At 56.0% G+C, this 13,095-nt stretch carries 10 protein-coding genes; 6 read left to right on the plus strand and 4 right to left on the minus strand.

Features of this window, described 5'->3' with window-relative positions; translation table 11 throughout:
- The first annotated feature begins 1 nt into the window (after position 1).
- Positions 2–1,345: a S41 family peptidase gene (locus ACR0CZ_RS02225; protein ID WP_480537107.1), complete on the plus strand. Its 1,344-nt coding sequence runs from the start codon at positions 2–4 to the stop codon at positions 1,343–1,345.
- Positions 1,346–1,393: 48 nt separating this feature from the next.
- Here the strand turns inward: ACR0CZ_RS02225 and ACR0CZ_RS02230 are convergent, their stop codons facing one another.
- From ACR0CZ_RS02230 to ACR0CZ_RS02240, 3 genes are all read right to left on the minus strand, one after another.
- Positions 1,394–2,920 carry an MFS transporter gene (locus ACR0CZ_RS02230; RefSeq protein ID WP_170393961.1) on the minus strand — a complete coding sequence of 509 codons (1,527 nt, stop codon included), beginning with the start codon at positions 2,918–2,920 and terminating at the stop codon, positions 1,394–1,396.
- A gap of 63 nt (positions 2,921–2,983) precedes the next feature.
- Positions 2,984–3,349: a hypothetical protein gene (locus ACR0CZ_RS02235; protein ID WP_480537106.1), complete on the minus strand. Its 366-nt coding sequence runs from the start codon at positions 3,347–3,349 to the stop codon at positions 2,984–2,986.
- 10 nt (positions 3,350–3,359) lie between these two features.
- Positions 3,360–4,121, minus strand: a complete 762-nt coding sequence (locus ACR0CZ_RS02240) for a DUF6478 family protein (RefSeq protein ID WP_480537105.1) — start codon at positions 4,119–4,121, stop codon at positions 3,360–3,362.
- A 233-nt stretch (positions 4,122–4,354) separates the two neighbouring features.
- Between ACR0CZ_RS02240 and ACR0CZ_RS02245 the strand changes: the two genes are divergently transcribed.
- From ACR0CZ_RS02245 to ACR0CZ_RS02260, 4 genes are read left to right on the plus strand one after another with little or no spacing between them, the layout of a single operon-like run.
- Positions 4,355–7,450, plus strand: a complete 3,096-nt coding sequence (locus ACR0CZ_RS02245) for an ABC transporter transmembrane domain-containing protein (RefSeq protein WP_480537104.1) — start codon at positions 4,355–4,357, stop codon at positions 7,448–7,450.
- A complete protein-coding gene (locus ACR0CZ_RS02250; protein WP_170393953.1) occupies positions 7,440–8,339 on the plus strand; it encodes a type II CAAX endopeptidase family protein in 900 nt (299 codons plus the stop codon). Before ACR0CZ_RS02245 ends, ACR0CZ_RS02250 begins: the two co-directional genes overlap by 11 nt.
- A 59-nt stretch (positions 8,340–8,398) precedes the next feature.
- Positions 8,399–9,331 carry an acetyl-CoA carboxylase, carboxyltransferase subunit beta gene (gene accD, locus ACR0CZ_RS02255; protein ID WP_170393952.1) on the plus strand — a complete coding sequence of 311 codons (933 nt, stop codon included), beginning with the start codon at positions 8,399–8,401 and terminating at the stop codon, positions 9,329–9,331.
- Positions 9,328–10,602, plus strand: coding sequence for a bifunctional folylpolyglutamate synthase/dihydrofolate synthase (locus tag ACR0CZ_RS02260; RefSeq protein WP_170393950.1), 1,275 nt, complete (start codon positions 9,328–9,330; stop codon positions 10,600–10,602). Before accD ends, ACR0CZ_RS02260 begins: the two co-directional genes overlap by 4 nt.
- 43 nt (positions 10,603–10,645) lie before the next feature.
- On the opposite strand, the gene zapE is transcribed toward ACR0CZ_RS02260, so the two are convergent.
- Positions 10,646–11,704 (minus strand): cell division protein ZapE, encoded by a 1,059-nt coding sequence (zapE, locus tag ACR0CZ_RS02265; protein WP_170465594.1) that lies wholly within the window; start codon positions 11,702–11,704, stop codon positions 10,646–10,648.
- Positions 11,705–11,852: 148 nt separating this feature from the next.
- Here zapE and ACR0CZ_RS02270 point away from each other — a divergent pair, with 148 nt between their 5' ends.
- Positions 11,853–13,094, plus strand: coding sequence for an MFS transporter (locus ACR0CZ_RS02270; RefSeq protein ID WP_170393946.1), 1,242 nt, complete (start codon positions 11,853–11,855; stop codon positions 13,092–13,094).
- Position 13,095: the final 1 nt, after the last annotated feature.

Here is a 13,095-nt window from a genome sequence, read left to right on the forward strand (position 1 = left end):
TATGAAGAAATTTGTGATGGCCGGACTGGCCGGCACCGTGGCAGGGATAGTCGCAACAACACAGATCGCAGGCCCTTTGCTTGCGCAAGAGGCCGAGAACAAGGCAAGCGTTTACGAACAACTTGATCTGTTCGGTGACATTTTCGAACGTATTCGCGCCCAGTATGTCGAAGAGGTAGAAACCGACGAGCTGATCGAGGCTGCGATTGACGGGATGCTGACCTCGCTAGACCCACATTCCAGCTACCTGTCGCCTGATGATGCCGAGCAGATGCGCGTGCAGACACGTGGCGAGTTTGGCGGGCTCGGTATCGAAGTTACGCAGGAAGAAGGCTTTGTCAAAGTTGTATCGCCCATCGATGACACCCCAGCGGATGCTGCTGGTATCGAAGCGGGCGATTTCATCACTCATGTGGATGGCGAGAGCATTTTGGGGCTGACGCTGGATAAAGCCGTGGACCTGATGCGCGGCCCGGTGGGATCGGAAATCGTGATCACAGTCGTGCGTGAAGGCGAGCAGGAGCCATTCGACGTAACGATCGTTCGCGACACGATCAAGCTGACCGCAGTTCGTGCACGTACCGAAGGTACAAGTGTCGTGTTGCGTGTCACGACCTTCAATGACCAAACCTATCCGAACCTTAAGGAAGGACTGGAAGAACAGATTGAAGAGGCCGGGGGCATCGAAAACGTCAATGGGATCGTTCTGGATCTGCGTAACAATCCGGGCGGGCTATTGACACAGGCCATCAAGGTCTCTGACGCGTTCCTGGATGAGGGCGAAATCGTCTCGACCCGGGGTCGCAATCTCGAAGATGGTGAGCGATTCAACGCAACACCCGGCGATCTGACCGGGGGCAAGCCCATCGTTGTGCTGATCAACGGTGGTTCGGCCTCGGCGTCGGAAATTGTCGCGGGCGCCTTGCAGGATCACAATCGCGCCATCGTGGTTGGCACTAAGAGCTTCGGCAAGGGATCGGTGCAGACGGTCATGCCGCTTCGGGGTGACGGGGCTATGCGTCTGACAACCTCTCGCTACTACACGCCCTCGGGTCGTTCGATTCAGGCGCTTGGCGTCAGCCCGGACATCATCGTTGAACAACCACGCAACAACCCGGTTGACGAGGAAGAGGAAGATACAAACACCCGCACCCGGTCCGAGGCCGATCTGCGTGGCAGCCTGAACAATGACAGCCTCAGCGAGGACGAGATTCGCCAGATCGAAGAAGATCGCGCCAAGGCCGAAGCCACCGCGGAGCTGCGGGAAGAGGATTATCAACTGGCCTATGCCATCGATATTCTCAAGGGCCTGTCCGCATTCGATCCGACTGGACCGTCACAATAAAGGGGAGGGGGGCCGCCACCAGCGGCCCCATACTTACACCTGTACGGGTTACCCTTCGACCTTGTGCAGCTTTTTCTCATCCAGCATCAGCGCTAGGACGATTCCAGCAGCGACTGAGATCGTGGCGAATACAAAAGCCATATTCATTCCGGTATCAAAGGCCGCCGCAATGGCGGCCTGAACCTTTTCAGTTTCACCTGAATTCAACTTTTCAAGCACTGCTTTTGCCGAGTCTGTGTTCAGCGTTCCACCATTGATCGCTTTCTGATCAGCCTCGGACATGTTGATGCCTGACGCAGTCAATCGGGTTTTCAGGCTGGACAGGCTTGTCACATACATGACCGCCGTCGCACAGGCGACCGCGATTGCCCCATAGACCAGATGGGTCATGAAACTCAGGCCGCCAACCAGTCCGGCGCGTTCCGGCTTGACCGCGCATACAGCGGCTGTTCCCGAAGGCCCGACCGTCAGCGTTGCGCCCAAACCAATCAGCGCCATTCCGGGAAGAATCTGAAAATATCCGGTCCCGGAGGGCATGATGACAACGCTTGCCGCCCCGACTGTGGCGCAAATATATCCCCAAAACAGCAGTCGCTTGGGCCCAAAATCGTTATACAGCGTACCCGAGACGATCGATCCGACCGCTAGCAACACCGTCAGCGGTGCCAAACCCAGCGCCGATTGGAACACAGACCATCCCAAGACTTTTTGCATATACTGCGGAAAATAAAGCAGCCCGACAAAAGCTGCCGAGACGTTGAACATATTCAGACCTAAGGTAATCAAAAACTCTCGGTTCTGCATCAACTGAGGCATTAGCAAGGGTTCCTTGACCCTCTTTTCGACTTTCGGAAACAGGAAGAACAAAACGGCGCTGACAAAAAACAGCAGCAAAAGCGGCAGCGAAGTCCAGCCCCAATCGGCACCAACGTCCAAACCGTAAAGCAAGAGCAAAACTGCAAAAGACAGGATACCCATCCCGGCAAAGTCGATGTGTTCACCTTTCTTATGCTCGGCCTCACGCTCCATCAGCAGGATCGCAGTCGTCATCGAAATGCTGGAAAACACCACATTGGCGAGGAAAAACAACCGCCAATCACCCAGATTGACCACCGCGCCGCTAATCATCGGTCCAAAGACATTACCCGTGGTGACACCCGCCAGTATCAGCCCCATGACCAATGCGCGGTGTTCTTCTTTCGACACTTTGGTGGCTCCAAATGCAAGCGTGCAGGGCCACACGCATCCCGCCCCGATCCCCTGCAAGGCGCGTGCGCCGATCAGGTAGTCCAAACCGGGTGAGACAAAGCATAAAACCGACGCAAACAGAAAGATCGAAAGACCGATGATCATCATCTTGCGATGACCATACATGTCACCCAGGCGACCTCCGGCCACCATCGTCATTGCAAAGAACAGAGCGTAAATATTCAGAACCCACTGGGTGCTGGTGATGTCGGCGTCAAAGCTGTTTTCGATTGCCGGGACCAGCATCAGGGCACCGGTAAAATCGATCCCGATCCCGAAACCCGTCACCATCAGCGCGATGACCTTTATGATGCTGTTGCGATCCATAGGCCAATCCAATGATGCACGTATGGACCTGAAAAGATAGGGACAATCCTATCGGTACTGTGGTCAGGTTTCGCTTTGAGATGCCTGAGAGCGGCGGAACGCGCGCTTTAACATGTCCAACTCGGCGCGCAACAAAGCGACTTCGGCCCTCAGATCATCTGCGGCGGGTGAACCGGCGATGATGGTGAAATCCCCCAGCTTATGGCCTGTTGTTCCATCGTGAATCACGACAGTATGGACACCTTCCGACAGGGCGGCGGGCGGCACTGGGATGCGCAAGGCCCAGCCATCTTTTGCTGGTTCCAACTCCACATCAGTCAAAGGCTCACCAAGAAACAGCACCTTGATCTGAGGGGGGCTTTCGCTGGTCAAATGGCCTTCCCACAGGCCGTTTTCGAAGCGGATTGGTGTCAGGGTGGTATGAGACATTGAGTACCCTTTACAGATCGGCCCGGTGGTAACGGCAGAATGTCAGGTCACGAAACACCACACGGTTCATCGCGGGTTGATCAATGATCAGATCCAGCCAGAGTTTTTCAATTCGACGCTCATTCACGTTCAGATGGGCCAGATCAAAATCTACAGTCGCCGCAGGTATTGAAAGATCAAGTTCGCGCAGAACCTGCTCAGTATTAGGGCCATGCTGAATGTTCAGGCGGGCGAAGACAACAGTAGAACGCTCGCACTCAACCAGAGTGTCGACCCGCATCAGATGCTGGCGGGACAGATTTATGGCGGCATCCGTGGGCAGATCAATGGAAAGCGACAGGAAAGATCCCTGAAAATCAAATACCTCAACGGCCAGACTGAAAGGCGCCAAATCCTTGTCTCGCCGATTTCGGATTTGCTGCAGCCCGATCTCGACCTGGCTGCAATCGTGAAACAGGATGACCTGCCCATCCATCCGCGCCTTGCGCGGGGCCGAGGCTATACCTTTGCGGATCAGTGGCGTCCGCCACAGGTCCGGTCGCCACGACCAATCCGTTCCCAGGGGTTTTGGAAACTGCGTCGCCCCAATCAAGGGTTGGATCAGGCGAGCATCAGCTTTTTGAATTGCTTGTTCAAGTTTGCCGCGCAACCGCCGGGCGTCATCACGTTGCCGGCGAAGCTCAGGCAATGCGAGGTGGTCAGACTGCTGCGCGGCACGCTGCCATCGCCCCAGAGCCTTTAGTTGAATATATCGATCCAGTAATCTGCCCATCGCCCCATCTTTCAAGACAGCCCCTCTTTAGTCAAAGTCGGGGCAGGGGACAAACCAGTCTTACTTGATTAGCGGATAAATCTTCCCGATTCATAAATGTGATCTCCTATCCAGCTGGTTTCTGCGTCGCAAAGAGCCGCCATTCTTGCAATAGCTCGGGCCGAGGCTTACCGTCGGCGCTCGGGCAATCGGCATTTGTCCCGGATCATACAGGCTCATCATGAGGCAGGGGAATGGAACCCACCCTATTTTCATTCATATGGAAGCATTCGAAAAAGCAGCAATTGGTCCTGCTGTTGCTGACCGTTCTGTCATTTCCGTTCCTTTACGCTTCGTTGGAGCTTCCTAAGCAGATCATCAACGACGCGATTGGTGCGCCCGCAGACACCGTGACAGTACTCGGTATCACCGTGACACAGGTGCAGTACCTGCTGATTCTGTGCTTTGCCTTTTTGGCAACTGTCATCGCCAGTGGCGTGATGAAAATGCGCATCAATACCATGAAAGGCATTCTCGCCGAGCGGATGTTGCGTCGCCTGCGCTTTACATTGATCAGCCGCTCGATGCGCTTTCCCAAATCCTATTTCGCCACCACCAGCCAAGGTGAACTGGTATCGATGATCACGTCCGAGGCCGAACCCATGGGCGGGTTGATGGGAGATGCCATCGCGCAGCCCGTTTTTCAGTTCGGCCAGATGATGACGATCGTCACGTTTCTTTTCATGCAAAGCGTGTGGTTTGGTCTGGCCAGTATTGCATTGATCCCTTTGCAGGCTTGGCTGATTCCCAAATTGCAGCGTCAGATCAACCTTCTGAACAAGGATCGCATTCAGGAGGTCCGGCGGCTGAGCTCTGAGATTGGCGAAAGTGCTGCTGGTATCAGCGATCTGCGCACCAATGGCGGCTGGCGCTATCGTCTGGCGCAATTCAGCCATCGGCTAGGAACCTTGTTCGAGATCCGCTTTAAGATCTACAACAAGAAGTTCTTCATGAAGTTCCTCAACAATCTGATCACTCAGATGACACCCTTCCTATTCTATTCAGTAGGCGGCTATCTGGCGATCACGGGCGAGGTGACAGTGGGCGCATTGGTCGCCGCGTTGGGTGCATATAAAGACCTCAGCGGCCCTTGGAAGGATCTTCTGACCTACTACAACCAAGTACAGGACATGTCACTGCGCTGGGAAATTGTGACCGAACGGTTTGCCCCATCGAATATGATACCCGAACAGTTGTTTGAGGGCGTCCCCGAGGCAATCCCGCACCTGACCGGCGATATCGAGCTGCGCAACGTGACCGTTCGTGATGATGACGGCAAGACCATCCTTGAGGATGTTGATCTTACCATTCCCCAAGGCGCCCGGGTTGCGATTCAGTCGAAACACGCTTCGGAACGCAGTGCGCTTGCGCAGTTGCTGACGCGCGAAGTGCTCCCGGTTCAAGGCGAGGTTCTGATGGCTGGCCACAACCTCAACAGCCTGCATCAGGCGGTGATTGCGGCGCGGATCGGCTATGCCTATTCACGCCCTTACCTGTTCGACGGAACATTGGGTGATAACCTGCTAATGCCGCTGCGCACGCATCCTCAACACGAAAGTGGTGCATTGCAGGCCCCCTCACGCCGCCAGATCGAAGCCGTGCGCGCCGGGAACCCACCCGATTCACTGTCCGATGAATGGATCGATCCAAGCCTCGCGGGTCTTGATGACATCGAGGATATTCGCGATTGGTGGTTCCAGCTTGTCGAAGCGATGGGCATTGATGAATTTATGTTCAGGCGCACTTTGCGCTCTCAGTTCGACCCGGAAGTACACCCGGTGCTGGCGAAAGAAATAGTCGATCTGCGAGATACCGTTGCCACACGCCTGCAAGAGCGCGGGTTGGACAAGTATGTCTATCGGTTCGATCCTGACCAGTTCAATCCCGCCGTGCCCTTGGGCGGGAACCTGCTGTTCGCTTCACCGACGCATGATATCGCACCGGACATTCTGGCGGGGGACCACCGGTTTCTGTCGTTGCTTACGGGCAATGGCCTTGATGATGACGCGCTCAGCATCGCTCAGGCCGTTCTGGAAACCCTAAACCAGACTTTCGGGCGAGATGGGGCCGATCACCCGTTGTTCTTGCGGCTTGGCATGTCAAAAGACATGTACCACCGTCTGCTCGATATCGAAGAGCGCCGCAAAACCAAGGGCGAGGAAGCCATCGGCGATCAGGAACGTGCGCTGCTGTTGACCGTCCCATTTATGCTGACCGCTGAACAAATCGGCCCAAGTTTCCCTGAGGAGTACAAGGACAAAATCCTTTCCATTCGTCACAGTCAGGCCGAACGGCTGCGGGGCGCTATGGGTGCGATGTTCGTGCCGGTGTCACCGGATGTCTACGTTCCCCGCCTGACAGCAATGGAAAACGCTCTGTATGGTCGGGTATCCATCATGGCTGGTGCTCATGCAGAGGAGATCGAAGATCTGGTCGCGGAGGTTCTGAACGAGGCCGGGCTGCGCCGAAGGGCCGCCGCGATCATCTACGACCTGCCGTCCGGGTTAGGTGGGAACAACCTTCCGACAGTATTTCAGGAGCGTGCTGCCTTTTCTCGTGCCGGGATCAAACGCCCCGATATCCTGATACTCGACAAGGCACTGGCCAGCCACGACTCTGAAAGCCGCCTGCGGACCCGTCTGAAGCTGCGCGAGTTATTACCCGACTCGATTATGATCTTTATGGAGGATCATTTTGCCCATCCGGAAGCCTATGATTTGTTTGTTGAAATAAAGGACGGTCGCATCGATGGTGTCTCACGCGTGTCCACCGATGCCGAAGACACCGGGGCGGACGACCTGAGCCGGAAACTCAAGATCATTTCTTCGACCGAGTTGTTTTCACGAGTCGATGGGCGCAACCAGCGTCTTCTGGCGTTTTCGGCCCAATGGTACGAGGTCGCGGCAGGTCAAACCATTTTCGCACGTGGCCAGGCTCCCGATGCGGCGTATTTGTGTATTTCGGGTTCGGCGAGCCTGAATTGGCTGAATGAACACGGTGAAATGCGTTCGCTCTCGATAGTAGAACCCGGGCGCCTTATCGGCGATCTTGCGATTATCACCAATGAGCCGCGACAATTGGATTTGGTAGCCCTCACGGATTGCTCGTTCCTGCGGATCGGCGCGGAGGAATTGCGTGCTGTGATAGAAAGTGACGCGGGCGTTGCGATGAGGTTGCTTGAAACCGTGGCCGGATATTTGTCCACGGTGTCCGAGCGGTTGCGTGACCCCAACACTCCAATTGGGGATGACCTGCCTTCTGTAAGTGCTGAGCAATCCGATGAGCACTAACGAAAGGCGGGGTACCTATTCAAGTCATCAGCAATTGCTAGGTGCCGCCCGCAGATATCCCGAGATATGGCGCTTGTTGGCTGGTCTTGCGCTGGTCTCAGTGGTTGTGGTCACGCTCAATGCAATCTTGTTCGCAATCGTTGCCAGTCTTGGCTCATCAGGGTCGGCGGTCACATTCTTGAATGGATCGTCGCCAACAGCGCTCCTTATTGTGCTCTCCAGCTTTATTTTTGTCACTATTGGCGTGGCGTTGGGGGCACGATTATTTCAGCACCGGTCACTTGCCTCGGTCCTGGGCGAACAATCCATCGCAATCTGGCAGTTTTGGCGCGTTGTTCGCGCATTGCTTCTGCTGGGTGCAGTCATATTCATACTCCCCCCCTATGACCTTGGTGCACCATTGGTGGCGAATCTCGCGTTAACCAAATGGCTTTTGCTGCTTCCCTTATCCGCTGTTGCGGTGCTGATTCAGACTAGCGCCGAGGAAATCCTGTTCCGAGGCTATATGCAACAGGGCCTCGCCGCGCGGTTTCGGTCTCCGCTGATCTGGATGGGTCTGCCATCAATCTTGTTCGCAGCTGGCCACTACAGCCCCGCGACGGTCGGAGACAATGCGGTCTTGATTGCCATCTGGGCGCTGACATTTGGGCTTTTGACCGCCGATCTGACCGCGCGAGCGGGTACGCTGGGCCCCGCCATTGCGCTGCATTTTTTCAATAACATCGCGGCTCTGCTTGTCATTTCGCTTCCCGACAACCTTGGTGGCCTGGCCTTGTTCCATCTTCCTTATGAGGCATCGGACGCCGAAGCGTTGCGACCTTGGTTGCTAGTCGACTTTGCGCTGATGATCGTGGGGTGGCTCACCGCAAGATTGGTCCTCAGGCGCTGATTGCATTTCCCGGCATTGCGTCTTATTTGACGTCAACGCCGCATTATCAAGGTTCCGACATGAACTGGATCACAAACTACGTCCGCCCCCGGATCAATTCGATCTTCTCGCGCCGCGAAGTGCCCGAAAACCTTTGGCACAAGTGTGATGAGTGTGGAACCATGCTGTTCCACCGCGAATTGGCGGAAAACCAGAATGTCTGCACCCAGTGCGACCATCACATGGCAATCACGCCGCGCGATCGGTTCCAACATCTGTTTGATGGCGGTATTTTTTCCGAGGTTGATGTCCCGGCACCGAAAGACGATCCCCTGCAGTTTCGGGATCAGAAAAAATACCCTGACCGCATGAAGGCGGCCCAGAAAAAGACCGGCGAGAAAGAAGCGATGCTGGTCGCCGTTGGCGAAATCGGCCGTACCCCGATCGTGGCTGCCGCGCAGGATTTTTCGTTCATGGGCGGATCGATGGGCATGTATGTAGGCAATGCCATCATTGCTGCAGCACAGGAGGCTGTTAGGCTACAGCGGCCCCTGATCCTGTTTTCGGCAGCCGGCGGCGCGCGGATGCAGGAAGGCATTCTGAGCCTGATGCAAATGCCGCGTACGACGGTCGCAGTGGAGATGCTCAAAGAAGCAAACCTGCCCTATATTGTTGTCCTGACCCACCCGACAACAGGCGGCGTTACAGCCTCGTACGCGATGCTGGGTGACGTTCATATTTCGGAACCCAATGCCCTGATCTGTTTCGCCGGACCCCGTGTGATCGAACAGACCATTCGTGAGAAACTGCCCGAAGGATTCCAGCGCGCTGAATATCTGCTGGATCACGGGATGCTCGACCGAGTGACCAAACGCACCGAGATGCGGGATGAGCTGATCACCATCACCCGAATGCTGATGAAGCAGCCCCCTGCGGTCAAAGGCGACCTTCCTGCGCCCGAGCCGGAAGAAGCCCCAACCGAGGCACCCACCGAGGACGCGGTCGAAAAATGACCTCCCCATCTTCGGATGCCATCCTAGACCGGATGATGGCGCTGCACCCCAAGATCATCGACCTGACCTTGGACAGGGTATGGCGTTTGCTGGCGGCACTAGACAATCCTCAGGTTAAGCTGCCTCCGGTCATTCATATCGCTGGAACCAATGGCAAGGGCTCGACCCAGGCCATGATCCGGGCGGGGCTTGAAGGGGCAGGGCATGCGGTCCATGCCTATACCTCACCTCATCTGGCCCGGTTTCACGAGCGAATCCGACTGGCAGGTGAGCTGATTTCCGAGCCCGACCTGACCGCCGTGCTGGATGAGTGTTACGCCGCAAATGGCGGTGAGAACATCACCTATTTTGAAATCACCACCTGCGCCGCGCTGCTGGCATTTTCCCGCACCAAAGCTGACTATACGCTGCTCGAAGTCGGGCTGGGCGGGCGGCTGGACGCCACCAACGTGATCGAACGGCCCGAGTTGACGGTCATCACCCCCGTCTCGATCGACCATGAGCAGTTCCTGGGCGACACTTTGGGCAAGATCGCCGCTGAAAAAGCCGGAATCATCAAGCCGGGCGTTCCCTGCATCGTCGGCCCGCAGCAAGATGAGGCGCTGGAAGTCATCGAATATACTGCAGCCCGTCTGGGCGCTCCGCTAATGGTCCACGGGCAGCACTGGCATGTTCATACTGAGAACGGTCGCCTTATTTATCAGGACGAAACCGGTTTGCGCGATCTGCCTATGCCAAACCTACTGGGTGCTCATCAGATCGAAAATGCAGGCGCGGCTCTGGCTGCGTTGCGCCACCTGCAAATGGGTGATGATGCCTACGAGGCCGCTGTGGCCAAGGCCGAATGGCCCGCGCGCATGCAGCGGCTAAAAATCGGTCCTCTGGTTGAGCAGGCCCCTCAAGCTGAGTTGTGGTTGGATGGCGGTCACAACGCGGCTGCAGGCACTGCTTTGGCCGAGGTTTTAGCGTCACTACCAGAACGTCCCACGCATATGATTTGTGGTATGCTGAATACCAAAGATGTCACCGGTTATCTCGCGCCATTGGCCCAAAGGGCAGACAGCTTGACGGCCGTATCGATCCCGGGTGAGCAGAATACACTGAGCTCGGACGAAACCGCCGCCGCTGCTGCTAAGGTGAATCTGACCGCCACAACAGCAGACAGCGTCACAGACGCGCTCGCCGCAATCACCGCTCAAACCCCTGATGCACGCATTCTGATCTGCGGGTCGCTTTATCTTGCGGGAAACATCCTTAGAGAAAACGCCTGATCCTCCGCCTGATGAAAAAGATCCTGCGCCAGGGCAGCACCCCCTATCTGCCCCAATCCTTGTCTTGCATCTCCCGCAGGCGCGAGGCCGTACGCTCAAACTCAAAGGTTCCTTCTCCTTCGACATAGAGCATCTCGGGCTCGGCAGCGGCGGAACAAATCAGCCGAACTTTCGCCTCATAAAGCGCATCGATCAGGGTGACGAAGCGCTTTGCCTCATTGAAGTTATTGCGTGACAAACGCGGGATGTCTTCAAGAACCAATACCTTCAGCGCTTCTGCGATAGCCAGGTAATCTCCTGGACCCAACATTCGTCCGCAGAGGTCATAAAACGAGGCCCGTGCAACGCCGTTGCGAAAGGCGGGCAGGACAACTTCGCGACCCTTCACCTGAAGGGCCAGCTCTTCTGCCGGTCCACCCGACAGATCATTCCACACCTCACGAATCTTTTCCCGCGCTTCGGGCCCGATGGGGGTGAAGTAAACCGGCGAGCCTTCAAGTCGGTTCTGCCGGTAATCCGTGGGTGAAACCAACTCCCACACTTCCAGTTGCTCTTTGATATGCTGAATGAAAGGCAGAAAAAGTTGCCGGTTCAACCCATCCTTATATAGATCATCCGGATGTCTGTTCGAAGTCGTAACGATAACGACACCACCCTTGTAGAGCAGATCAAACAACCGCCCCACGATCATCGCGTCGGTGATATCGACGATCTGCATCTCATCAAAGGCCAGCACCCGCGCCGATTTGATGACTGCATCGGCCACAGGGACCAGAGCGTCCTCAACGCCGTCTTCACGCGCCTTGTGCAGACCGGAATGGATTTCCTGCATGAACGCATGAAAATGCACCCGTCGAACTGGGATTTCACCCAATGTCTCGACAAACATGTCCATCAACATCGACTTGCCGCGCCCAACACCTCCCCAAAGATACAAACCCTTGGGTGGCGGCGGCGCTTTGCGGAAAAATCCACGCTTAACCGGTTCGGCCAAGGCTGCCCGAATGCGCTCAAACCGGGGCAGCACAGCCTCTTGCGCGTCGTCCCGGGTCAGTGTCCCATCAGCAATAAGATCTTCATAGTGTGAAATTAGATCCGTCATGAGTTGAGCCATACCGATCGCTTCGTGTGTTGAAAAGAAACCTTTTTTCCAGACACATCAATTTTGCTGAACTGGCGTCACAAAACTCCTGAATTGACGCGCCGAGTTGTACCGCTAACGTCTGCTGGAACCAATCTTCGGAGCCCTAATGTCGCAATCCACCCGTTTGCTGAACCCGATCCTGATCGTCGGCTGCATCGTAATTACAGTCAGTTTTGCCGTACGCGCCTCTTTTGGTGTGTTCCAGATACCGATTGCGGATGAGTTCGGCTGGCTACGCAGCGATTTTTCGATGGCGATCGCCATACAAAACCTGGCTTGGGGGATCGGCCAGCCGATCTTTGGCGCCATTGCGGAAAAGATTGGGGATCGGCGCGCCATCATTCTGGGCGCTCTGACCTATACGGCGGGAATGGTCCTGACGGCATGGTCCGTTACCCCGTTTGAACATCAGATGTATGCCTGGCTCGTGGGTTTCGGGATCGCTGGGACGGGGTTTGGCGTGGTCCTTGCGGTCGTAGGTCGTGCCTCATCGGATGCGAACCGCTCGATGTCATTGGCGATTGTCACCGCAGCGGGCAGTTTCGGGCAAGTCATTGGCGCACCCACAGCGGAGTGGTTGCTGACTTTCTTACCCTGGCAGCAAGTGTTTCTGATCTTTGCGGTGGCTATCCTTGCATTGATCCTGACATTGCCATTCATGCGCGCGCCTCAGCCCATCAGCAGGACGGAGCTAGAGGAGAGTATGGGGCAGATCCTATCCAAGGCATTCCGCGACCCGTCTTATTCGCTGATTGCGATCGGCTTTTTCAGTTGCGGCTATCAACTGGGCTTTGTCACAGCCCATTTCCCTGCCTTCGTCACCGAGATGTGCGGCCCGATCCAACCCGGAGGCCTCTTACATTCGATGGGGATCACCACAACTTCAGCCTTGGGGGCGATTGCGATTTCGTTGATTGGGTTGGCCAATATCGGCGGAACCCTTTTGGCCGGATGGGCTGGAAATCACTTTCCGAAGAAGTACCTGCTCGCGGCGGTTTACACCGGCCGAACGCTTGCCGCAGGTGCCTTCATCGTGTTCCCAATCACGCCCTTGTCCGTGATCGCATTCTCGCTTGTGATGGGGTCGCTCTGGTTGGCGACCGTACCGCTAACATCTGGCCTTGTCGCACATCTCTATGGCCTGCGGTACATGGGCACGCTCTACGGGATCGTATTCCTGAGCCATCAGATCGGCAGTTTTCTGGGCATCTGGTTAGGCGGGCGCATGTACGACCAATTCGGTGATTACACCATGGTTTGGTGGATCGGCGTCGCTATCGGAGCGTTCAGCGCCATCATTCACCTGCCCATCCGCGAAAATCGCTCACCAACCGGCGTGACAGCCTGAG

The organism is Ruegeria sp. H9, assembly GCF_056532915.1.

Coding starts and splice junctions, on each gene's coding strand:
- ACR0CZ_RS02225 (WP_480537107.1), top strand. CDS start 2: ATGAAGAAATTTGTGATGGCCGGACTGGCCGGCACCGTGGCAGGGATA.
- zapE (WP_170465594.1), bottom strand. CDS start 11,704: ATGACGGATCTAATTTCACACTATGAAGATCTTATTGCTGATGGGACA.
- ACR0CZ_RS02270 (WP_170393946.1), top strand. CDS start 11,853: ATGTCGCAATCCACCCGTTTGCTGAACCCGATCCTGATCGTCGGCTGC.
- ACR0CZ_RS02245 (WP_480537104.1), top strand. CDS start 4,355: ATGGAACCCACCCTATTTTCATTCATATGGAAGCATTCGAAAAAGCAG.
- accD (WP_170393952.1), top strand. CDS start 8,399: ATGAACTGGATCACAAACTACGTCCGCCCCCGGATCAATTCGATCTTC.
- ACR0CZ_RS02250 (WP_170393953.1), top strand. CDS start 7,440: ATGAGCACTAACGAAAGGCGGGGTACCTATTCAAGTCATCAGCAATTG.
- ACR0CZ_RS02230 (WP_170393961.1), bottom strand. CDS start 2,920: ATGGATCGCAACAGCATCATAAAGGTCATCGCGCTGATGGTGACGGGT.
- ACR0CZ_RS02240 (WP_480537105.1), bottom strand. CDS start 4,121: ATGGGCAGATTACTGGATCGATATATTCAACTAAAGGCTCTGGGGCGA.
- ACR0CZ_RS02260 (WP_170393950.1), top strand. CDS start 9,328: ATGACCTCCCCATCTTCGGATGCCATCCTAGACCGGATGATGGCGCTG.
- ACR0CZ_RS02235 (WP_480537106.1), bottom strand. CDS start 3,349: ATGTCTCATACCACCCTGACACCAATCCGCTTCGAAAACGGCCTGTGG.